Origin of the sequence: Providencia sp. SP181, from assembly GCF_050446505.1 — a bacterium.
GTDB classification, from domain to species: Bacteria; Pseudomonadota; Gammaproteobacteria; order Enterobacterales; family Enterobacteriaceae; genus Providencia; species Providencia vermicola.
In genome coordinates this window covers 124419-146347 of record NZ_JBBPXM010000001.1, presented here as the reverse complement: position 1 = coordinate 146347, position 21929 = coordinate 124419, and the positions used below count along the sequence as shown (strand labels likewise).

Genomic DNA, 21929 nt, shown 5'->3' with positions numbered 1-21929 from the left:
GGATTGTACTATAACCACATTATGTAATATATCTACAAATGGAAGGGTTATTATGAATAAAGCTACATTACCAGTTACGATTGAGTTTGTTGCCCCAGAACATTATCCAGAATGGTTAGTGTATTGGTTGGAATACCAAAAGTTCTATCAAGTTGAATTAAGTGAAGAGGTAACATTAAAAGCTTGGGAGCGTTTTTTTGACGATAATGAGCCTATGCACTGCGCAGTCGCTCTTGAAGATGGCAAAGTGGTTGGTTTCGTCAACTATTTATTTCATCGTTCAACATGGGCAAAAAATGACTTTTGCTATTTAGAAGATTTGTATGTCACGCCAGAAATGAGAGGGCGTCACGTTGGTAAGCAGCTTATTGAATTTGTTCAAGTGCAAGCACAAGATAAACAATGTGGTCGCTTATATTGGCATACACAAGAAACTAATTTACGCGGGCAAAAACTGTATAACTGGGTGGCAGAGAAACCAGGGGTGATTGAATATAGAATGCCATTGTAATCAATGTAGTAGCATATCCTACATTTCAGTGACTGACTGACCCGTTGTTTGATAACAACGGGCTTTTTAGTGGAGTGGGATTAAGTGCAAAAAATATGTTTAACTTGCGAGTTGGGAGCGAACTTCCATTAAAGCAAAACCTAAAAGATTTAATCCTTTCCACGTGAGTGGATTTTCGATATTTTCTGCATCTTCGGCAAGGCCTATTCCCCATATCTTATCAACAGGGCTGGCTTCAACTAATACGCGCTCGTTGGTTGAAAGTAAAAATGTTTTAAGTTGTTCGTTTTGGCTAAACTTGGCCATATTCGCGGCAACAACAATTTCGAAACGTTTATCATTCCAAACATCTTGTTTAAATCCACGAACCTCGCGACCAAACGCTTTTGCTGCTCCTGGGTTAGGCGCATGAATGATTTTTCCTAACGTTTCAATATCACCAAATAAACGTGCTTTTTCTGCCATCATAAAATGCTCTGCACTTGCGAATCGGTGCCCATCGACAATAAACGGTGAAGGGTACCACTGACTAAAGCAGCTTTTCGTGACTTGATTTTGTTTGGTTTGGTGCCCCCAGAAAAAAACATATTTGAATTTTTTCCCTGAGCGGTAATGCTTACAAAGGCTTTTAATATCCATAGGTTAAGTTTAATTATATAAGAATAATATTCTTAGCATACGGAGAAAAAAGGAATTGAGCTATCAGAAAAGCCTGCTTATGTTGATAAGCAGGCGGGGTAATTAGAGAACTTTGCTTAAAAACTCTGCAGTACGAGGGTTTTTAGGTGCTGAGAATAGTTGTTCAGGAGGACCTTCTTCTTGAATGATGCCTTGGTCAATAAACATAACGCGATCCGCAACCTCACGGGCAAAGCCCATTTCATGTGTGACAATAACCATCGTCATACCTTCAGTTGCTAACGTTTTCATAACAGACAATACTTCACCAACTAACTCAGGATCCAGTGCTGAAGTTGGTTCATCAAATAATAAAATAGACGGCTGCATTGCTAATGCTCGTGCAATGGCAACACGTTGTTGCTGCCCACCAGAAAGGCTTGCAGGCCACGCATCAATTTTATCTAATAGGCCAACTTTGACTAAAAGCTGCTCAGCTTGTTTTAACGCTTGCTCTTTTTTTAAACCTTTAACGAGTGTCGGAGCCATCATCAAATTTTCAAGCACTGTCATATGTGGAAATAAATTAAAGCGTTGAAAAACCATACCAACATTTTCACGCATTTTATTGAGATCTGTTTTTGGGTCATGAACATCAAATCCATTGACTTTGATTTCACCGCCGTCAGGGCGTTCCAGTGCGTTTAAACAACGTAAAAAAGTACTTTTCCCTGAGCCAGAAGGACCAATAACACAGATAACTTCTTGCGGATGGATCTCACAAGAGATTCCGCGTAAAACATGGGTATCCCCAAATTTTTTTTGTAAATCATTAACGTAAATCACTTCTGCCCAACCTTCTTTCCATATATTGCACTAACTGAGCGAGTATAAATGTCAGCATCCAATAAATTATTGATATTGTTAAGTAGGGTTCCCAGTATGTGGCATATGCCCCAGAAACAGTTCGCGCAGCATAGGCGAGATCGGCCAAACCAATTGCGGAAGCAAGTGATGAATCTTTGACAATAGCAATCGCGTTATTACCTAAAGGAGGTAGAATTCGGCGGAAAGCTTGCGGAAGAATGACCTTACGCATTGTTTTTGCCCAACTCATTCCTAACGCCCGCGAGGCTTCCATTTGCCCTTTATCAATTGATTGAATGCCTGCACGAAAAATCTCAGAAACATAAGCCCCTGAATTTAAAGTAATAGCAATGACACAAGATAAAAATGCACCATAGTCAGAACGTAGCATTTTGGCGGTATCAACGGACATTAACCCTGATGTAACGAACAACCCATCACGCGGATTAATAAATAATGGAACCAATGCAAAATGAACAACCATTATTTGTACAAATAATGGTGTACCACGAAAGGCGCTAACATAAAAACGCACGGGCCATTGTACGAAATAGCGTAAAATGGGTTTCCAAATCCCTTGTTCCGCTTTGGCCGTTCTCCCCAGCCCAAGCGTGAGCCCCCACAAAGAGCCTAAAATAACGCAAATAATGGTGGCCTTTATGGTCATTAATGCGCCTTCAGCAAATAGTGGGGCGTACTCTTCAATTATTTCCCAACGAAACGCAGACATCTTAATTTCACCCTGATTTATAACGAGAAAAAGCCACCTAAAGATGGCTTTAAATTAAATAAAGCTATTGTTTTGGTAATTGCGGAACATTTGCATCAAACCATTTTTGGTAGATTTGGTTATAAGTGCCATTTTCAAGGATGGTATTTAAACCATTATTAATCTTTTGTTGTAATTCACTATTTCCCTTAGCAACCGCAATACCGAAATATTGTTTTTCAAAATGGTTATCGTAGATTAATTTAAATTTTTTCTCTGGGTGAGTTTTGATGTAATACTTAATGACACCAACGTCACCAACTGCTGCGTCAATGCCGTCTTCATACAGTTCTTGCAACAATAAAGGTGTATTATCGAAACGTTTAATTGATGTGCTGTTTTTACCAATTACATCGGAAACCACAATATCCCCTGTACTGGAATTAACAACACCAACGTTTAAATCTTTTAAGCTATTTAAATCGGTAACATTGGAAGACTCACCGATCACGATAGCTTGTTCAGCAGGAAAATAAGGATTGGAAAAATCAACCATATTTTTGCGTTTGTCTGTGATAGTTATCCCTGAAATTAAAATATCTCTATCCCCTGAGGATAAAGTGGCAAAAATACCTTCCCATGGTGTGTTAACCAGTTTGACGTCAAAACCTTCTGCATCAGCAATGGCTTTAATAATATCAATATCAAAACCTTCCAATTGTTTTTGGCTATTTTCAAACTCAAATGGTCGATATGTTCCACCAGCACCTACGGTATAACTGTCTTTTGCGTAAACATTCCCTGCGAATGCAGCCAGTGTCATACAACCAGCAAAAACGAGCTTTTTAAACATTTTAGACCTCTTTAATTATGCATTTATAGTGAATAAAAATACATAAAATTAATCAGGCAAGCAAATAGTATTTCAAAATTAAGGTTGGATAATGTCATTTGCTGATTTACTGATGCATGGTCGACCTTGAATCTGGCTAAAATACGAACAAAAGAGTAAAGGGGAGATACGCTGTATGATATTTTTGTTAAACCAATCATAAAATCGGAAGGATATGGTTAATGAGGGCTTTTTTTACCTATCCGTTACAAAAAATTAACGTTAAACTCTGGAGTGACTTCTTATAATGGACTGATATAAAAAGATAAATCATAATGAGTAAAATATTGTTAGTGCTCTGGCCACTATTTGCATTGATTGCGATAGGCTTTATATTAAGACGTACTCGGTTATTTTCGCCTGATTTTTGGCCTGGAGCCGAAAAACTCAACTATTTTATTTTATTTCCCGCCTTATTAATTAATAGCTTAGCAAGTGCCCCTTTAAATAATCCTAAGTTAGCTTATTTAGGTAGTGCGATCCTCTGCATTTTAGCGATAAGTTCATTATTAGTGCTGATAAGTAAATATTTATGCAAAATAACTGTCCCTCGATTTGGTGCGCATATTCAAGGGATCACGCGTTTTAATACTTATTTAGGCTTAGCTATTGTGGCCGATTTATTTGGTAAAGAGGGGGTTGCCGTTGCCGCAGTTATTATGGCAATTTTAGTGCCAAGCTGTAATGTTATCGCGGTGCTGGCGTTATCTTCAGGGAAAAAAGTGTCAGTAAAACAACTCTTATTACCCATCATTAAAAATCCGTTAATACTCTCTTGTGTTATCGGAATTTTGTTAAATTTATCGCCTGTGGGGCTACCTTTTGGTTCTGAACAATTATTAAAATTACTCGCAGCAGCAAGTTTACCATTGGGATTGATTTGTATTGGTGGTGCGCTGCAAACAACAACACTGCGTAAAGAATTCAAACCAATCATACTATCAACATTATTACGCTTGCTTGCTATGCCTGTATTAACGTTAATAATGGCTAAATTGTTTTCTTTGCCAAACTTAGAAACGATTTTATTGGTGATATTTTTTGCCATCCCTACTGCACCAACGGCCTATATTTTGACTCGTCAGTTGAATGGTGATAGCCAATTAATGGCTGGGATCATTACATTGCAAACTATTATCGCCGTGTTCACCTTGCCTATAGTTTTATCATTCGTCATGCATTAATGGTGATATGTTTTGCAACTGTCACATTGATACTCTATGTTATCGGGAGATTACTTCATCTGATTAGGAGTTGTGTGTGTCTTTGGAAAAATGCCAGAAAAATGAAAACTTATCTATTGAAGATGTTTTGGATAAACTTTCGTTGTTATATTCAAATGCCATTCAATCATTAAGAGATGCCATTGCTGTTTATGTCACAAAAGGGCAGATACCAAATACAGACGAGAGAGAAAATGGGTTATTTGCTTACCCTGAGCTTTGTGTGACGTGGGAAGGAAAAATTGATCACTGTGAAAAAACCCGTGCCTATGCACGCTTTGTAAAAAAAGGAAATTATTCCATCACTGTGACTCAACCAGAGTTATTTCGCCATTATTTAACGGAACAACTTTCTATTTTACAGCAAGATTATGATGTATCTTTTGCAGTTCGTCCGTCTAAGACGGAAATTCCATATCCGTTTGTAATTGATGGCTCGGATTTAGTCCTTGATAGAAGTATGAGTGGTAGCCTTGCCGCTCATTTTCCGATAACAGATTTAGCCCATATCAGTGATGATATTACCGATGGCTTATATACCGTTTCGGAAGAAATGCCTTTATCGCATTTCGATGCTTTACGTGTAGACTTTTCACTTGCACGCCTTAAACATTATACTGGTACGCCACCAGAGCATGTGCAACCGTATATCTTATTTACCAATTATAACCGTTATGTGGATGAGTTTGTCAGTTGGGCTTGTGAGCAAATCCGTGATCCTGAGAGCCGTTATATTGCGTTGTCTTGTGTTGGTAATAACTACCTGACGGTTGAAAATGCGGATCCACAAATTGCTATTTCAGACATGACGTGGAAAAAATTCCAAATGCCTGCATATCATCTGATTGCACGAGATGGCTCAGGAATAACATTAGTGAATATTGGTGTTGGCCCATCAAATGCAAAAAACATTTGTGATCACTTAGCGGTATTAAGACCACATGCATGGTTAATGATTGGTCATTGTGGAGGGTTAAGGGAAAGCCAAAATATTGGTGATTACGTTCTTGCGCATGCTTATTTACGTGATGACCATATTTTGGATGATGTATTACCGCCAGATATTCCTATTCCGAGCATCGCAGAAGTTCAACGAGCACTTTATGATGCGACTAAACAAGTCAGTAATATGCCTGGCGAATTGGTTAAGCAACGTTTACGTACTGGAACTGTGGTGACGACAGACGATAGAAACTGGGAGCTGCGTTTCTTTGCTACAGCAAGGCGCTTTAGTCTGAGCCGTGCAGTTGCTGTTGATATGGAAAGCGCAACCATAGCTGCACAAGGTTATCGTTTTAGAGTACCTTATGGTACGCTTTTGTGTGTGTCAGATAAGCCATTACATGGGGAAATTAAATTACCAGGCCAAGCGAATAGCTTTTATGAAGGGGCTATCTCAGAACACTTACAAATAGGTATTCGCGCTATTGATTTATTACATCAAGAAGGGGATAAATTACATTCTCGGAAGTTAAGAACCTTTGATGAACCCCCATTTAGATAGCAAGGAGATGCAATCTATGGCTTTAATACCTGAAATAGAAACAGAAAGACTGATTTTATCGAAACACCAAGTCAGTGATTTCCCCGCGTTGACAAAACTGTGGGCGACAGAATCCATGGTACGCTATATCGGCGGTATGCCGTCAACTGAACGAGAATCATGGATGAGAATGCTAGCCTATGGTGGGTTATGGCCATTGTTGGGTTTTGGTTACTGGGCGGTAAGGGAAAAAGCAACAGGGCAGTATGTTGGTGACCTTGGGTTTGCGGACTTTCATCGAATGGTTGAGCCGCAAATAAAAGGAATTCCCGAAGCAGGTTGGGTCATTGCACCAGAATTTCAAGGCAAAGGCTATGCAACCGAGGCGATGCAAGCGGCGCTGAGTTGGTTAAAAGCGCAAAATAAGTATCAGCAAACGATTTGTTTTATTGAGCCGAGAAACTTACCGTCATTACGCGTTGCCGAGAAATTAGGCTATGTTATTGATCGTGAAATATTTATGAATGGCAATATTACTGTGCTATTACGGCAGAAGCTAACGCCTACAATGTTATAATATTAACGGGTTATCGTTCTATGCATGATGAATTAGATATTTCACAAGTGAGTCAACTGTCAGGTTTAGCGGCCTCAACGCTTCGTTACTACGAAGAGAAGGGGTTAATTAAACCGATTGGCAGAAAAGGCTTAAAGCGTATTTATCATGGCAAAGATGTGATAACCCGTTTATCTCTGATAAGTTTAGGGCAGCAGGCTAAGTTTACACTCGATGAAATTGCGGCAATGCTTAATCACCAAGATGGCCCCAATATAGAGAGAGCCAGCCTGATGGCTAAAGCTGAAGAAATTGAACAGACGATCCAAAATTTATTGGCGTTAAAAGATGGCATTATTCATATAGCTAATTGCCCAGAAGAGAACCATTTTTTATGTCCAAACTTTCAAAAAATCCTGAATAACAGCCTAAAATTAAACCGTATCAAGCATAAATAACCCATCAATTATCCCATATTTGATATTAATTAATCCCAAATTCAATCATAGAATGGGATAGAATAACCCTTTACACTCTTAAAATTGTGTTAATGATTTTAAGGTCTGTATGTCTACTCATTTTTTGGCTTTTGAAAAACCGATAGTTGAACTTAATGACAAAATAGAAGCACTAGTTGCCTTCAAGCAACAGGGGCATCCTAGCGAAATTAAGCTTGAAGAAGAAATCAAACTGTTAGAAAAAAAGTCTCACTCATTGACGAAAACCATTTTTTCTTCTCTTGGTGCATGGGAAATCGTACAGTTAGCAAGGCACCCATTAAGACCATATCCCCTTGATTATATTTCTTTAATTTTTACTGAGTTTCAGGAGTTGGCGGGAGATCGCGCATTTGCTGATGATAAAGCGCTGGTGGGAGGCTTGGCGCGTATTGCAGGGCGTCCTGTCATGGTTTTAGGCCAACAAAAAGGACGAACAACCAAAGAAAAAGTGATGCGTAATTTTGGTATGCCATCACCTGAAGGTTACCGTAAAGCGTTACGCTTAATGCAAATGGCGGAACGTTTTAAATTACCTGTTATTACACTGATAGACTCAGCGGGTGCGTACCCTGGCGTAGGCGCTGAAGAGCGTGGACAGGCCGAGGCTATCGCAAAGAATATATTAGAAATGTCCCGCTTAAAAACGCCAATTATTTGTGTTGTCACGGGGGAAGGTTGTTCGGGTGGCGCGCTAGGAATTGGTGTTGGTGACAGAATTAATATGCTTGAATACAGTACGTATGCTGCAATTTCCCCCGAAGGTTGTGCATCAATTTTGTGGAAAGACGCTCAAAAAGCGCAAGTTGCAGCTGAAGTTATGGGAATGACTGCCTCTCGATTAAAAGAATTAGGCATTATCGATACGATTATTCCTGAGCCATTAGGGGGGGCGCACCGAAACTATCAGTTAGCAGCTGAACATTTAAAACAGCAATTGATAGCAGATTTAGCTGCACTAACTCGACTCGATACGGATGCTTTATTATCAGAGCGTTACCAAAAAATCATGGCATTTGGTTACTGCTAGTGTTATTAGTTTAGGCCAATCATGTTGAATGAAAAGGAAGTATGCACGGTGGTTGACCTAAATTTATTAAAGGTTTTTATTGCGGTTGTAACGCAAGGTAACTTTATTAATGCTGCAAAGCAGCTTTCGATGCCATCATCCAATGTGAGTCGACAAATTAAGCAATTAGAAGAACAGCTAAATTGCCGTTTGATTGAGCGAACAACAAGGCAGATGCGATTAACGGAAGCGGGTAACATTCTGTTTGAGCAAAGCCAAAAATTAGTGGGTGAACTGGATGATATTGTCCAACAAATTAGTCACCCTCAAGGGATTACAGGTACCTTACGCCTTACTATTCCGAGTGAAGCAGGTAGTGTATTATTAGCAGATTTATTAGCAAAGTTTGCATTACTGCATCCGCAACTCAATATCTATTGTGACACACAATTAATGCCCCGAGACGTCATTAGTGATGACATTGATTTATTACTGACTTTTCACCGTGGAGAGCTTGAGGATAGCAGCTATCACTCAAGATTAGTGAAATCTTGGCAAAGTGTGGTCGTCGCATCCCCTGAGCTGATTCATAAATTTGGTAAACCGAAAACCATCGCTGATTTAGTGAAGTTACCTTGTATTTCAAGCCTTAGTGCCTTACAAGGTCAGCCTTGGATTTTTATTGATTCTCAAGGCAAGCAACGCACAGCGATGATAAATAGCCCATATCGGGTGAATAGTGGGATACTCGCTCATGCAGCCGCGGTGAGTGGTGTTGGTTTTGCTATTTTATCGTTAGAAGCTTGTCATCAACAAATTCAATCGGGTCAATTAGACATTGTTCAATTGGAAGGGCTAAACCCTGCACCTATCGAGTTAAGAGCAGTCTACGCAAGCCGAAGTGTGCTATCCCCAAAAATAGACCTATTTTTAAACTATTTGCTACAAAATATTTAATCTGAACGCTATAGATGATGGTGTTAATAGGGCAAGGCTATTTGGTATTTACCTCATGTGCTTTAGGCAAATACCAGAGCAGAGTAAAATATGTGTTATTTATCGCCACGTAAGCGTGTGGTTAGGCCTTTAAGGAAATAACGCAGAAGTTGATCCCCACATTCACGGTAGTTTTTATGTCCAGGTTTACGGAAAACAGCATTAAGCTCAGGTTTTGATACTCGAAAGTCTGCCAATTGGTAAATTTCAATCATATCAGTATCTTTTAGTTCGAAAGCGACCCGTAGTTTTTTGAGAATAATATTGTTATTTAGACGGCTTTCTATTTCTGGTGCAGGGCGGTCTTCATCTTTACCACGACGATGATAAATTAAGCCATTTAAAAAGTGCGCGGTTACGTTATCGTTACATTCAACATATTCAGGCTCACTATCTTTTTTGAGCCAGCATACCATTTCTTCTTTCGTCACGTCTAAATCTGCAAGTTTTACGATTTTGACCATTTGAGCATCGCTCAAGTCCAACATATAGCGAACACTGCGTAAAACATAATTATTAAGCATGGTTGTTTATTATCCATTATTGATAGAATTAATTGGCGCAATTGAAAAGCCAATGGATCACAGACTTTCATAAAGAAAGGGAGTAATTGAATAGGGTCGTATTGCGACGAAGTCGGCTATTATGCGGGATTAGTGGAATAAAGCAAAGTGTTGTCACCTGACTTTACTCCTATTGAACGGTATTAACCCATGAAATAAATCAGAGAATAAAAAAATACAAGGGTCAATCCTACAGTTAACAGCATATTTTTCAGCAATGATGCGATGACAACACAGAATACAGCACCCCACAAATACGGGTTATCGGGAAAGTCCCTGAGCTCATGGTTTTCTAATAAAATAACAGGTGCGCAAATCGCCGTTAACAAGCAAGGTGCTGAGTAACCTAATGCTTGGCGAACAATCAAAGGTAACCGAAGTGGTAGCTGTGGGATTAAAAATACATAACGCAATGTAAAAATAACGGCGGTTAGCGTGATAATCAAAAGCCAGATCATTTTTCCTCCTTCAATACGCGCGAAACGATGACCGAGACAAACATTCCACCGACACCTGCAATGACAATCGCGCTACTGATGGAGTACATGGATAAGGTTATGGCTACGACGAGTGAGAAAATGACGCCACATAGCGTGCTGATTTTTTTCGTCAAAGGTACAACAATCGCAAGGAGTGTCGCTACAACAGAGAAATCAAGGTGTAAGCGACTTAGGTCTCCAACAATATTCGCCATTGCAATGCCACAAAGGCTGGTGATTAACCAAACAAGATAAAAGCTAAACCCTGCGCCAAATAGGTAAGGGAAACTCAAACTTTGACGTTTCGCCGCGCTGATTGCAAATAGCTCATCGGTGAGAAGAAAGCCAATGCTGAGCCTTTGAGGGGTTGTAAAATCTTTCACTTGAGGACGTAACGTCAGCCCATACAGTAAATGTTGAGATGTAATAAAGAACACCGAAATCACAATCGTGATAAAACCGGTGCCTGAATTGAGTAATCCGAGGGTGACTAGTTGGGCTGCACCTGCAAAAACCATCGCTGACATTGCAACACTTTGCCAAAAATCTAACCCTGTTTCTACGGCCATTGAGCCCGCGAGTACTCCCCAAGGGATCACAGCAAGGTTAAGAGGTGCGGAATGAGCCGCGCCATCCATCATGGCTTTTTGCCAGCTGCGACTTTGCTTTGAATCCATGTTAACTAATACCTGTTGAAATAATGCCTATGTAACGTGCCATTCATATTAAGGATATGAATTGGCGGCAGATAGAATAAAATTGCTCTTTTTAAGTAATTAGATGACGCACAAAATTACCTGGTGTGACGCCTAATGACTGTTTAAAGTGGCGTGTAAAATGGCTTTGATCAGAAAAACCACATAAATTCGAAACATCAGCAGGGGTGTTTCCCGCTAATAACAGTTTTTTGGCTTTATGTAGACGCGCTTGAACCAAAAAAACATGGGGCGTTGTGCCTGTTTGCAGCTTAAATTGTCTTAGAAAATGCCATTGACTGAATCCCGCTATTTGGGCTAATTCAGCTAAAGAATGTTCTTGCTCACAGGTATTTATCATCAATTCGCAAATTTGTTCTATACGCTGTTTTGCAGGGGTAATTTTAGCTAACTCGGTTTTAGTCTGGTTATAGCGTAACGTTAACCAACTTAATGTAGAGAGCAGTAAGGTTTCTTTAAACAGTAAGTTTCCAGGTTGCAATAACAAGCTGAAAAGTAACCGTAACTGAGCAGCCAGTCCTGTATCTTGCACGACCGCACAAGGAAACCAAGGCACTAGTCCTTGATTTTCAATTTTTAAGTCGGTGGTGAGCTGCGAAAACATGTCAGGGGTAGGGTAGATTGCCTGATATGACCAACCATTTTCCATTGCAGACGAACCCGTGTGTATTTCATCTGCATTGACCAAAATGATATCGCCTTTTGGTGCGTAATGGTTTTCACCTGTACGAAAGAATTGCTGAGCACCATCTTCAATAACGCCAATACAGAAACCTTCGTGGCTATGGCGAGAAAATTTTTGTTGATGATATCGAGCATTTATCATTTCAAGGCCATTGAGCTCTTGCAAATGAAAGTAGTTAGCGCTTTCCATGTGATCCCTAAAGCTGATTAAATATAAAGTACTTCTTGTTTTAATTATCCGAGATTCGTTAATTAAATGTGAGCGTAATATATTTATTACAATAGCCAAAAAAACATCTAGGCTAAATTAATATTGTTATCTATAGCCATTTTCAGGGTATTAATACGTTTCTATGTTATAACGCGAAATGAGAATCAAATCACTATCAACATTCCCAAGTTAAAACCTCCATGTAATTCCAATTTAACATTAATATATGGTATATAATCCTGATTGGTGAGGTGTTTTTAGTTTGCTTCTGGTTTAATGGTTGCAATTGAACTATAACTCTAAAATTAAGGTATAAAACATGTTAATTTAACTGGATTCGTTGTTTATATTGAAATATAAACCTATATTTTGATGTGTTAAGCAGTGATATCTTTTATAAAAAAATAAAACCTGTATCATAATCTCTATCAGAAATGAATGTGAATTTTTTGTTATAACTTTTATTGAGTTAGCGGGTTTCCTATGCTTGAAAATCTCGGTATTACAAACTTATGGACTTATCTTATCGGTGTTATTTTTATTACACTGGTACCAGGCCCTAATTCTTTATTTGTTTTAACTAGCAGTGCAAAATATGGCGTAAAAAATGGTTACAAAGCAGCGCTAGGGGTATTTACAGGGGATGCAATACTGATATTCCTATCTTTCCTAGGGGTTGCTTCATTAGTCAAAACATCGCCAATCTTTTTTAGTGTAATTAAATACGCAGGTGCGGCTTATTTATTTTATTTAGGAATAAAAACACTTTACAGCGTATTACACAAAAAAGAAGGTGTGCATGATGTTGATAGTATTATTTTAGAGACGAAAGGAACTTATAAAAAAGCGGTCTTTTTAAGTCTTCTAAACCCTAAAATGATCATTTTCTATGTGTCATTTTTTATACAATTTATTGACCCTGCATACCCAAATGCAGGTGTGCCATTCTTCGTCCTTGGTGTGATTTTAGAAATGTGCAGTATGATTTATTTATCATTGTTGATTTTCGGCGCAGTAGCCGTGACGAATATGGTAAAACACAATAAGAAACTGTCAAAATTCTCCAATAGCTGTATTGGGGCAGTGTTCTTAATGTTTGGGGCTAAATTAGCGTTAACAGCCTAAAAGAGAACGTACTGAAATATCACCCTGTGATTCAATAGCCAGCTAAATGTGCTGGCTATTTTGTGTCTAATACCTTAGCGTTTCATAATGGTGACAAGCTCATCATTAACTTTACGCTGTTCCACATCTTGCCACCCCATTTTTCGATAAAGACCCTGCATATCAGGTGTATATAGGTAAAGACTTTCACTTGTGGATTTTCGATAGTGCTGATAAAGCGTTTCAATCAGCTGGGTGCCAATCCTTTTTCCTCTGGCTGATGGCACAGTTAAGACTTCCCCTAGCCACCAAGTCGCCTGCTGAATATCTGGGAGCTCGCGAAGGATCGTGCTAGCGGTTGCAAGTAGCTGGCCATTACTGTCTACGAAACAAGACAAAATTTGCGGATTAGCCGCTTGGCTGCGCTCGTGCAGCCTGTGTTTTATCTGTGCTGTGTCGGCCCATGGTGATAAACTCGCCCACTCTTGGTGTAATGCATCACTAATTTGTTCAATTAATTGAATATTTTGCTTAGTAACAATCACAAAATGCATATTTTCTAGTTCTCATGTAAAAGTAAATCAGGTAACAGCATGTCTAATTGTTCGAAAAGTCGACTATAAATATCCCTGACAACCGCATTTTTATTGTCGTTATACTCTTTGACATAGTTGGCATCGACTACAGCGGCTAATTTAGCGTTTGCATATTTTTCGCTATCGTCGGGGTGCTCAATTAACCAATTACGAAACAGTAAGTGGCGTAAATGTTCAGGACAATCTGGTGCAAAAACGTGTAAGTTCACTTGTGGATCTTGTAATTTAAGCATTCGATGCTGGTACCAAGAGGGCTCCCGCACAGTAAGTTCAAATCCAAGTTCTTCAAGGGTTGGAACATAACTTTTTTCGTCTTCGGGGGGTGCTACAATCAAGTCAATGTCGATAACAGGCTTAGCCGCTAAGCCAGGAACGGCTGTTGAACCTACATGAGCAATCTTAAGCGCTTTATCACGTAGAGCATCACAAATATATTTTTGCTGTTGCCGATAGATTTCTGGCCACTTCAGGTCATAAGGAACAACTTGAATTAGACGAGGAACAGGCTTTCCTTTCACCCAAGGGTTTTCAGTTAGGTCACCTTCACTAAAGTACATAATCTGCCGTTTATAATCTGCTAAAGAAAGGGCCACTGTTCGCTCCTATTTAATTCATATGTAGCAGCAAATAATAAAGTAAATTTTTATTGCGATCGCGCTTTGTGTGCCTACAGATACAGCCAATTTTAACTCGCGAATTTTTTCGAGGCGGCAACGCAAAAAATAATGCCACAAGTTGATGCAATCATTAAAGAATTGACGGTCTCATCAAGCAGCCAAGCTGAAAGTAGTAAGCCAATAAAGGGTTGTAATAGTTGTAATTGCCCCACACCTGCAATACCTCCTTCTGCAAGTCCTCGATACCAAAAAAAGAACCCTAATAACATGCTAAAGAAAGAGACGTATACTAAACCTAGCCAAGCCTTTGTTGATACGTTTGCAAGGTTAGTTGGCCATAAAATCACACACAGCACTAGCCTGAAAATATAGAAAAAATAATCCGAATAACGACATGGAACGCACCAGCGCTTACAACAGCGATTATTTGTGATTGGTTAATGAAAGGTGAAGTTGCAAAAATTGAACGTAATAAACGGCAAGATGCAAGAAATAGGCAAAAAATTGTCCAACAAGTATTTGGCGATTTTCCCTATATTGCTCATCCTAATAGCTATTTTATTTGGGTACCATTACCTGAAGGTTTGCGTTCCGAATCGGTTATTAGTCAACTCAATAAACGTAATATTGCGGTGAGTCGTGCTGAGTCTTATTCGACATCAAACGCTGTGCCACAGGCCATATGTGTGGCTGTGAGTAAGGTTTCTTATGATGAGCTAGCCGCTGCATTAGATACTATCAAGTCAGTAATATTGTATATGGTAGATCTGGAATAGAGCACAAAAAAATTAATACTTTTTATTATGTTAGCGTTTAATTAAGATATTCAATTAACATTAAAAGAGGGCAATTATGTTAAAACACCTCGTCGAGATTGCGAAACGATATGCGAAGCCAGCGACATTTAATGGGTACATCGAAAGTGGGCATGTTGCTGCTGCATTAGAAACCGATGATGGCAATATTTATAGTGGCGTGAGCATCGATTCCGCATGTTCACTGGGGTTCTGCGCAGAGCATGCTGCCGTTGCAGATATGCTAAAAGAAGGGCGTTCAGTGATTAAGGCGATTGTTGCTGTTGATGCATCAGGTTGTATCGTGCCACCTTGTGGCCGCTGTCGTGAGTTACTTAGTCAGCTATCAGATAAAAACAAAGAGACAATCGTTGGTGTTGATGATAATACCCAAGTGACCCTTGCTGAACTCATGCCATATGACTGGAAAACATCACGTTGTTGAACACCGAGAAGAGTCATCATCAAATGAATAATGAGATTAAACACTTTACTGCAACGGCAATGATCCGTAATGAAAAAGGGGAGTTTTTACTGCATGAACACCCTAAACTAGGTTTTTGGTTACCGCCTGGGGGGCATATTGAAGAAAATGAAGAACCGCAAGATGCGTTATATCGCGAAGTATTAGAAGAAACGGGGCTTCATTGCAATATTATTAGTTGTGGATATCCCTTTAAGACCTCAGTTGTTGCTTCATCTCATACGCAATCATTATCATTACCGATGGCCATTCTCAAGGAATTTATCGCGGATAAGAAAAAAGGTGACCATTGGCATATCGATATGGTGTATTTATGTGAATTAATTTCACCTGAGCAGCCACCTTTTTCACCGTTTAGTTGGGTGCCTTTTCAACAACTCGCGCAATTAAATATGCCTAAAGATGTTATTGAACTGGCACAAATGGCAAATGAATATTATCAGGGGCTCAATAAGGCTTAATTGATATTGAAAAAGAGCAAAGAAAAACCAAGTAAGACTAGCAAGGTGCCAATGGTTTTATCCATGACTGATTGATAACTCAATACTTTATTACGTACTGAAGGGGTGGCAAAAAATAGTGCGATTAAGCTAAACCAAACTAAGTGCACCAATGAAATAAACACCCCATAACCTAAGTTGAGCCAAACAGAGTTTCCGACTTGGATAACTTGACTATAAACGGAAACAACAAAAAACATGGTTTTGGGGTTTAGGGCATTGGTTAAAAAGCCTGTTTTAAATGCATTAAATTTAGATATTGGCTGTGTGTTGGCACTATCAGCGGTTATTTTTGTTTTGTTGGTGAATGACTTAAAGCCGATATAAACCAAATAACAAACACCGATTAACTTAACGGCTAAAAATAATGCACTTGAGCTCATAATAATTAGCGTAATACCGAAAATTGTATAAAATACATGCACTTGAACGCCAATTGCAATGCCAAAAGCACATAATAATCCTGTCTTTATGCCGTAGGTATAACTTTGCCGAGTTACCATCGCAAAATCAGGCCCTGGACTGATCACTGCAAGGATTGTTATTGTTGCTACTGCAAGGATTTCATTCATTTAAGTTTCCTAAAGAGTTATAAAAACTAACAGTTACAACCATGAATATGGTTGTAATGATCTATTTAATGTTTTTATTATCAATATATTGAATAAAGTTAAAAAGCGATTTATCCTGACTGAAATCTGTCACTTTTCGTTACCAATATGAAATTGCCGCCGTTATCGACCTTACGCTTCTTTGATGCCGCTGCTAAAGCGGGTAGCTTTGTTAAAGCTGCACAAGAATTAAATGTCACTCACAGTGCTATCAGCCGCCAAATCCGCCTATTGGAAGAACATCTTGGTGTGGCGTTATTTGAGCGGCGAAATCGTGCTGTTTTCTTAACAGCTGCAGGCCAACTTCTTTTACAGACGACCAGTAGCTTATTTGAGCAGTTAAGCGCGACAGTTGAGCAAATCAAGACAAATGCCACGCCTGACGTAGTGAGTGTGTCTTGTGAACCAACGATTGCCATGAAGTGGCTAATTCCTCGTTTAACTGATTTTTATCAACGGTATCCCCATATCACTGTTCACCTTGTTGCTGCTGGTGGCTCTATTGATTTTGCGAAGACCCATGTTGACCTTGCTTTAAGGCGCAATGATTTTGTATGGGGAGGACAAATATACGCTACCAAGGTATGTTCAGAGCAAATGGGGATAGTACGACTACCTGAAAAAGAGGCTGTTAGTTTGTTACCAAACCGCCCGCTATTAACAAGTGCATCACGCCCTGAAGCGTGGGTAACATGGCAAAAAAATAGTGGTGTAGATTTAACAGGCTATAAATATGTGACCTATGAACATTTTTACCTGTGTATTCAAGCCGCTTTATCAGGACAGGGGGCTGCGTTAGTGTCTTTTCTTATGGTTACAGATGAAATTCAATCAGGGCAACTTCAAGCTCCTGAGGGCTTTATTCCTGACGGATCTGCTTATTACTTGCTCTCGCCAAAACCTATTGCAGCAGATGGCGCAGTGACAGTCTTTGTGAATTGGTTAATTGAGCAAATCAATATAAGCATCGGTTGTATTAATAATTTATAGATATTCCATCAAAAAACTAATGATTGCTCATTATTACAGCGAACCTCACTGTAATATAAAGATTTTATGACATAACTTTTGCCGTGCATGCTATATTTCTCTGTTAGGTATGGTGTATTACGTTGGAGCAGATAATGAGCAAAGTACGGGTAGGTGTAATTTTTGGTGGAAAATCGACAGAGCATGAAGTTTCTCTGCAATCAGCTAAAAATATTATTAACGGCCTTGATCGTCAGAAGTTTGACGTGTGCCTTTTGGGTATAAACAAAGAAGGTCAATGGCATGAATATAATGAAGCGGATTTTCTTATTCATGGGGATGATCCATCCCGTATTGCACTCAATACACCGAAACGTAGTATTGCACTTGTTCCAGGTAGGACGCATGAACAATTTATCTCCCTAGAAGACGCAAAACCATTGCCACAAATTGATGTTATTTTCCCTATTGTTCACGGTAATTTAGGCGAAGATGGGTCATTGCAAGGTTTATTGCGCATGGCAAATTTGCCGTTTGTAGGGCCAGGTGTTTTAGGTTCGTCGGCCTGTATGGATAAAGACGTAACTAAAAGATTACTCAGAGATGCAGGCTTAAATATTGCCCCGTTTATTACTGTACTGCAAAATAAACGCACAACAATAAAGTATGAAGTAACAGTGGCACAGCTAGGTTTACCGCTATTCATTAAACCCGCAAACCAAGGTTCATCGGTTGGCATCAGCAAAGTCAGTAACGAGGCAGAGTTTGAAGCAGCATTAGATTTTGCATTCCTGTTTGATACTAAAGTGCTTATTGAAAGCGCAGTAAAAGGGCGTGAAATTGAGTGTGCGGTATTGGGTAATGACGACCCACTCGCTAGCCCTTGTGGTGAAATAGTGTTACACGATAGTTTTTACGCATACCATACCAAGTATATTGATGAGAATGGCGCATCTGTCGTAGCCCCAGCTCAGTTAGAAAATGCGGTGAGTGAAAAAATTCGCGAGATTGCTTTATCCGCATACCAAGCATTAAATTGTAGTGGTATGTCCCGTGTTGATGTCTTTTTAACGGAAAATAATGACGTTGTTATCAACGAGATCAATACATTGCCTGGTTTTACAAATATCAGTATGTATCCGAAACTTTGGCAGCAAGGTGGTATGACGTATCAGCAATTAATTAGCCGTTTAATTGAATTAGGGATTGAAAAATTCCAACAAACGGCGATGCTAAAAACTGCGTGTGATGAAATTTAATCGCTGAGGTAAGGTATTCTCGGTAGCTTTTATGGCTACCGAGATGTGTTAACAGAACCTGAGTTATTTCAGCTGTTTGTCCTCAATTTGCGCTTTCATTTGTTGTAAAAACAAACGCGTTTCCTTTGGTGATGTGAGCCGAACAAATTGAATATGGCACAAGTTGATATTCGCCATATGTTTTAGGTTTCTTTCCTTATTTGGATAGTAAGTCTTTAGTAGCCATAGAATAATTGAGTCTCGGCTGAAAAAGGCTTTTCCCCAACGTTCTTTATTGCCAGTATTTTCCCATAGCTCTTGTCCTGAACGAATGCGCGATAATGTACGAGTAATTGACTGATAAAGGGTTCGCGGCAATGAATAATCAAGCCAAATCACCATATCGACATCTTTCCATTTGATAGGTTGAGTCCGTGTATAGTTTCCGTCAAGTACCCACCCAGAAGGCGCGTTATTCAAAGAAATGCTGAGCCTTTCTGCCAATGCTTCATCTGAGGAACCTTGCCAATTTGCGAGCCAATATAAACTATCTAATTCAATGGCAGGGACATTTAACAATAATGCTAGCTGTTGGCAAAGGGTGCTTTTACCGCTGCCGCTGGTACCGATAATATTAATCTTCATAGGATGTTGATGTCAGATATATTTGTGATAAATACGCAAAGAGAGCTGACTTAATGCTACAGACAACTGCCACCCACAGCGGATGAGTAAGTTATCCGCAACGGCTGTCGCACAAAAAATTTGGGGGTATTGTTGTTTATCAATGATCAACTCAAGTTGTTCAAATAAATACTGTCCGAGTCCCTGATTTCGTTTTTCTGGGATAACAAAAGCGGCACCGACCCATGGAAATGGCGTGTTATCAGGTAAAAATTTGTCATTTTTCAAGGCAATAAAACCACAAGGTTTATTTGCCTCAAAGGCGATAATCCCCATACCCGTTCCTTCACGATGGCGATAAGTGGCGATATCTTGCCAAACATCACCTTTTCCTAGTGGACCATAGTGGGAAGGCCACTCCTGAAGGAACCATTGTGCAATTAATGGCTCCAATTTAGGCATATCGTGTAAATAACACCAGTGACGTAGGTTATTTACACCAGACATAATTGATATAGCGGAATAAGGGCTCAAAACCAAACTTTTTATACAAATCAAACCCCGCTTCAGAGGCATCAAGGAAGCAGTGTTCAACACCTTGCTGACGGCAAAATGCTAACGCGTAATCAATGAGCTGTGATGCGTAGCCATTACCTTGGTGGCTTGGTTCTGTACCTATGTCATCGAAACGAGCAAGCGTTCCTTCAATTGTTACGGTCATAGACGTAGCGGGCTCGCCATCGACAAGTAACACTAGGTGAAATTGTGGAGCGCCTTGTTGTAGAGCATCTTCGTGATAACGCACATACTCTTTAATGACTTGGTCGTGCTCTTCCGACAGGTAAAATGCAGAAACTAGCGGCTTTGCCCACAATGACAAGTCGTGATTAGCTAAGACAATATCCACTTGGTTATCAGGTAGTTCAACCTTATTTTGTTTCGCTAGAGTTAATGCCATGGCAGTCGTTACGCTGTCACGTTTGTAACCTAATGATTCAGCTTCGTTAACCACCTGAGGGAGCATTTCTTCAGGGATCACTAAAGTGTGATTTTTCTTTTGCGACACAAACAGATTGTGTGCTTGCATAAATGCGTGACTGGTGGAGTCAGGTTGCAAATAGATAAAGTTAAACGCTGGCGAATTAAGCGGCGTTAAATAGCAAATGGTGTGTTGTGCAATCTGGATACTATGTTCACAAATAGATGTCCAAAACGTTTTTTCAATCGATTGATAATGTCTTAAATAGTACAACGGAATATTCATTTGTCAGTTACCTGATGCAAAACGAGTTAATCGATATGGGCCAAGTGCAGTGTGTTCTATTCCATGCAAAATTTCATCTTGAGCCAATTGGCATATCAACGGCGCTAGTGTAATCGCAGCGTGCATACTGATAATATATAAACCTTCGAAATCAGCAACTTTTCCGGCAATTGGCATCTCATCTTTTGGCATGGGTCTCATTCCGATGAAAGTTTTTTCAAGATTTAACGTATCACTACCTATAAATGAATTTTTGATAACGGTTAGGGCATTTTGTGCGATACAGTCTGCGCTATGTTCTGGGCGATCACTCAGGTAATCCTCAGCACACAGTATTTTACCTGTAGAAGCAGGACGTAACTCCATTTCAGGAGTTGAAATAATATGCTGCACTAACGGTTTTTCATCTGGCGCATTAATGTGCACAATAATTGACGGTGAAGCACTCACAGGTAACTTAACCCCAATTGAGCCAATGAGCGCAGTGGCATCAATACCCGCTGTTATCACCGTTTGGTCGGCTAAAAATGTACCATGATCTGTGATCACACCTAAAATACGCTGACCTTCTTGAACAAGTGAGAGTACTTCATGTTGGGGTAAATAGATTATACCTTGATCAATGGCTAACTTTAGCAAGGTTTGAGTCGCATAAACAGGGTCGACGCTCCCTTCATCAGGGCAAAAAGCAGCAAGCGTCGGGAGTGTACATAAATTCGGCTCCATCTTTTGTAATGCATTTTTATTTAGTGCTTTGACGTTAAAATGATTTTTCTGATGCTCATCAATAAAAGATGCTGTCGCTGTTTCGTTATCTTGCCAACTAATTGCACCGGACCACTGGATGTTTAGCTGGCCCTGTGTGTGCTCGTCAAGAGAGCGCCATTGCGCAAGTGCTTGCTTGCGAAGTTGACTGTAGGCGTCAGGGCGGCCATAAGACACATTAAGCCAAGCAAAGGCGTGTTGGGTAACACCTTGGCTTGCGTGTTTTTTGTCTAATAAGATAATGCGTTGATTTGTATGTTTTGATAAATACCATGCTAAGGTGGTGCCGACAAAGCCCGCACCCACGATAATAATTGTATTTTTAGTTGTCGAATCCATGGGTTATCTG

Annotated in this window: 28 protein-coding genes and 1 pseudogene; 13 read left to right on the top strand and 16 right to left on the bottom strand. The window is 39.6% G+C overall.

Translation table 11 applies throughout. From position 1 onward, the window contains the following. The first annotated feature begins 52 nt into the window (after positions 1-52). The gene (locus tag AABS66_RS00670; protein WP_206084264.1) at positions 53-511 is read left to right on the top strand and encodes a GNAT family N-acetyltransferase; all 459 of its coding nucleotides are present in this window, start codon (positions 53-55) and stop codon (positions 509-511) included. 99 nt (positions 512-610) lie between these two features. On the opposite strand, the gene AABS66_RS00665 is transcribed toward AABS66_RS00670, so the two are convergent. From AABS66_RS00665 to AABS66_RS00650, 4 genes are all read right to left on the bottom strand, one after another. Next, the gene (locus tag AABS66_RS00665) at positions 611-1150 is read right to left on the bottom strand and encodes an NADAR family protein (protein WP_206084272.1); all 540 of its coding nucleotides are present in this window, start codon (positions 1148-1150) and stop codon (positions 611-613) included. A 102-nt stretch (positions 1151-1252) separates the two neighbouring features. Then, positions 1253-1975 carry an amino acid ABC transporter ATP-binding protein gene (locus AABS66_RS00660; RefSeq protein ID WP_206084273.1) on the bottom strand — a complete coding sequence of 241 codons (723 nt, stop codon included), beginning with the start codon at positions 1973-1975 and terminating at the stop codon, positions 1253-1255. Then, complete coding sequence (locus AABS66_RS00655) at positions 1962-2726, bottom strand: amino acid ABC transporter permease (protein WP_206084275.1); 765 nt, start codon at positions 2724-2726, stop codon at positions 1962-1964. The genes AABS66_RS00660 and AABS66_RS00655 overlap by 14 nt, the downstream gene beginning before the upstream one ends. Before the next feature lie 64 nt (positions 2727-2790). Beyond that, positions 2791-3558 (bottom strand): basic amino acid ABC transporter substrate-binding protein, encoded by a 768-nt coding sequence (locus AABS66_RS00650; protein WP_206084277.1) that lies wholly within the window; start codon positions 3556-3558, stop codon positions 2791-2793. Positions 3559-3872: 314 nt separating this feature from the next. On the opposite strand from AABS66_RS00650, the gene AABS66_RS00645 reads away from it, so the two are divergent. The 6 genes from AABS66_RS00645 to AABS66_RS00620 all read left to right on the top strand — a co-directional run bounded on the left by AABS66_RS00645 (position 3873) and on the right by AABS66_RS00620 (position 9322). Next, a complete protein-coding gene (locus AABS66_RS00645) occupies positions 3873-4781 on the top strand; it encodes an AEC family transporter (RefSeq protein ID WP_272680926.1) in 909 nt (302 codons plus the stop codon). Between the two features lie 82 nt (positions 4782-4863). Next, on the top strand, positions 4864-6324 hold the full coding sequence (locus AABS66_RS00640) for an AMP nucleosidase (protein WP_371007212.1): 1461 nt from the start codon (positions 4864-4866) through the stop codon (positions 6322-6324). Further along, on the top strand, positions 6305-6880 hold the full coding sequence (locus tag AABS66_RS00635; RefSeq protein WP_206084283.1) for a GNAT family N-acetyltransferase: 576 nt from the start codon (positions 6305-6307) through the stop codon (positions 6878-6880). The genes AABS66_RS00640 and AABS66_RS00635 overlap by 20 nt, the downstream gene beginning before the upstream one ends. A gap of 20 nt (positions 6881-6900) precedes the next feature. Then, positions 6901-7317 carry a helix-turn-helix domain-containing protein gene (locus AABS66_RS00630; RefSeq protein ID WP_206084285.1) on the top strand — a complete coding sequence of 139 codons (417 nt, stop codon included), beginning with the start codon at positions 6901-6903 and terminating at the stop codon, positions 7315-7317. 109 nt (positions 7318-7426) lie between these two features. Beyond that, positions 7427-8386 carry an acetyl-CoA carboxylase carboxyl transferase subunit alpha gene (gene accA, locus AABS66_RS00625; RefSeq protein ID WP_206084287.1) on the top strand — a complete coding sequence of 320 codons (960 nt, stop codon included), beginning with the start codon at positions 7427-7429 and terminating at the stop codon, positions 8384-8386. A gap of 21 nt (positions 8387-8407) precedes the next feature. Continuing rightward, positions 8408-9322, top strand: coding sequence for a LysR family transcriptional regulator (locus AABS66_RS00620; protein ID WP_206084289.1), 915 nt, complete (start codon positions 8408-8410; stop codon positions 9320-9322). 95 nt (positions 9323-9417) lie between these two features. Here AABS66_RS00620 and AABS66_RS00615 read toward each other — a convergent pair whose 3' ends face one another. The 4 genes from AABS66_RS00615 to AABS66_RS00600 all read right to left on the bottom strand — a co-directional run bounded on the left by AABS66_RS00615 (position 9418) and on the right by AABS66_RS00600 (position 11993). Beyond that, positions 9418-9885 (bottom strand): DUF1456 family protein, encoded by a 468-nt coding sequence (locus AABS66_RS00615; protein ID WP_206084291.1) that lies wholly within the window; start codon positions 9883-9885, stop codon positions 9418-9420. Between the two features lie 182 nt (positions 9886-10067). After that, positions 10068-10382, bottom strand: coding sequence for an AzlD domain-containing protein (locus AABS66_RS00610; RefSeq protein WP_206084293.1), 315 nt, complete (start codon positions 10380-10382; stop codon positions 10068-10070). Further along, positions 10379-11080 carry an AzlC family ABC transporter permease gene (locus AABS66_RS00605; RefSeq protein WP_206084295.1) on the bottom strand — a complete coding sequence of 234 codons (702 nt, stop codon included), beginning with the start codon at positions 11078-11080 and terminating at the stop codon, positions 10379-10381. The genes AABS66_RS00610 and AABS66_RS00605 overlap by 4 nt, the downstream gene beginning before the upstream one ends. A gap of 91 nt (positions 11081-11171) precedes the next feature. Beyond that, positions 11172-11993 carry an AraC family transcriptional regulator gene (locus tag AABS66_RS00600; protein WP_206084296.1) on the bottom strand — a complete coding sequence of 274 codons (822 nt, stop codon included), beginning with the start codon at positions 11991-11993 and terminating at the stop codon, positions 11172-11174. Positions 11994-12497: 504 nt separating this feature from the next. Here AABS66_RS00600 and leuE point away from each other — a divergent pair. Further along, a complete protein-coding gene (gene leuE, locus AABS66_RS00595) occupies positions 12498-13139 on the top strand; it encodes a leucine efflux protein LeuE (protein WP_272516286.1) in 642 nt (213 codons plus the stop codon). A gap of 74 nt (positions 13140-13213) precedes the next feature. Here leuE and AABS66_RS00590 read toward each other — a convergent pair whose 3' ends face one another. From AABS66_RS00590 to AABS66_RS00580, 3 genes and pseudogenes are all read right to left on the bottom strand, one after another. After that, positions 13214-13672, bottom strand: coding sequence for a GNAT family N-acetyltransferase (locus tag AABS66_RS00590; protein WP_272538447.1), 459 nt, complete (start codon positions 13670-13672; stop codon positions 13214-13216). A 5-nt stretch (positions 13673-13677) separates the two neighbouring features. Further along, a complete protein-coding gene (locus tag AABS66_RS00585) occupies positions 13678-14307 on the bottom strand; it encodes a GrpB family protein (RefSeq protein WP_430224434.1) in 630 nt (209 codons plus the stop codon). A 92-nt stretch (positions 14308-14399) separates the two neighbouring features. Then, a pseudogene (locus AABS66_RS00580) lies at positions 14400-14690 on the bottom strand (EamA family transporter); the annotation flags it as partial. 81 nt (positions 14691-14771) lie between these two features. Here AABS66_RS00580 and AABS66_RS00575 point away from each other — a divergent pair. From AABS66_RS00575 to AABS66_RS00565, 3 genes are all read left to right on the top strand, one after another. Continuing rightward, positions 14772-15107, top strand: coding sequence for a hypothetical protein (locus AABS66_RS00575; RefSeq protein WP_430224433.1), 336 nt, complete (start codon positions 14772-14774; stop codon positions 15105-15107). Between the two features lie 76 nt (positions 15108-15183). Next, positions 15184-15570, top strand: coding sequence for a cytidine deaminase family protein (locus AABS66_RS00570; RefSeq protein WP_206084304.1), 387 nt, complete (start codon positions 15184-15186; stop codon positions 15568-15570). A gap of 23 nt (positions 15571-15593) precedes the next feature. Then, positions 15594-16070, top strand: coding sequence for an NUDIX hydrolase (locus AABS66_RS00565; protein ID WP_206084306.1), 477 nt, complete (start codon positions 15594-15596; stop codon positions 16068-16070). Here the strand turns inward: AABS66_RS00565 and AABS66_RS00560 are convergent. After that, a complete protein-coding gene (locus AABS66_RS00560) occupies positions 16067-16681 on the bottom strand; it encodes a LysE family translocator (protein ID WP_430224432.1) in 615 nt (204 codons plus the stop codon). The genes AABS66_RS00565 and AABS66_RS00560 overlap by 4 nt on opposite strands. Before the next feature lie 147 nt (positions 16682-16828). Here AABS66_RS00560 and AABS66_RS00555 point away from each other — a divergent pair, with 147 nt between their 5' ends. Together AABS66_RS00555 and ddlA are read left to right on the top strand one after the other, a co-directional pair. Continuing rightward, positions 16829-17710: a LysR family transcriptional regulator gene (locus tag AABS66_RS00555; RefSeq protein ID WP_272538443.1), complete on the top strand. Its 882-nt coding sequence runs from the start codon at positions 16829-16831 to the stop codon at positions 17708-17710. Between the two features lie 134 nt (positions 17711-17844). Continuing rightward, positions 17845-18948, top strand: a complete 1104-nt coding sequence (gene ddlA / locus AABS66_RS00550) for a D-alanine--D-alanine ligase (RefSeq protein WP_206084313.1) — start codon at positions 17845-17847, stop codon at positions 18946-18948. A 63-nt stretch (positions 18949-19011) separates the two neighbouring features. Here the strand turns inward: ddlA and AABS66_RS00545 are convergent, their stop codons facing one another. From AABS66_RS00545 to AABS66_RS00530, 4 genes are read right to left on the bottom strand one after another with little or no spacing between them, the layout of a single operon-like run. Next, positions 19012-19572 carry an adenylate kinase gene (locus tag AABS66_RS00545; RefSeq protein ID WP_206084315.1) on the bottom strand — a complete coding sequence of 187 codons (561 nt, stop codon included), beginning with the start codon at positions 19570-19572 and terminating at the stop codon, positions 19012-19014. 12 nt (positions 19573-19584) lie between these two features. Then, positions 19585-20013 (bottom strand): GNAT family N-acetyltransferase, encoded by a 429-nt coding sequence (locus AABS66_RS00540; RefSeq protein ID WP_430224431.1) that lies wholly within the window; start codon positions 20011-20013, stop codon positions 19585-19587. Between the two features lie 28 nt (positions 20014-20041). Beyond that, positions 20042-20815, bottom strand: a complete 774-nt coding sequence (locus AABS66_RS00535) for a GNAT family N-acetyltransferase (RefSeq protein WP_206084318.1) — start codon at positions 20813-20815, stop codon at positions 20042-20044. 3 nt (positions 20816-20818) lie between these two features. Beyond that, on the bottom strand, positions 20819-21919 hold the full coding sequence (locus AABS66_RS00530) for an NAD(P)/FAD-dependent oxidoreductase (RefSeq protein WP_206084320.1): 1101 nt from the start codon (positions 21917-21919) through the stop codon (positions 20819-20821). Positions 21920-21929: the final 10 nt, after the last annotated feature.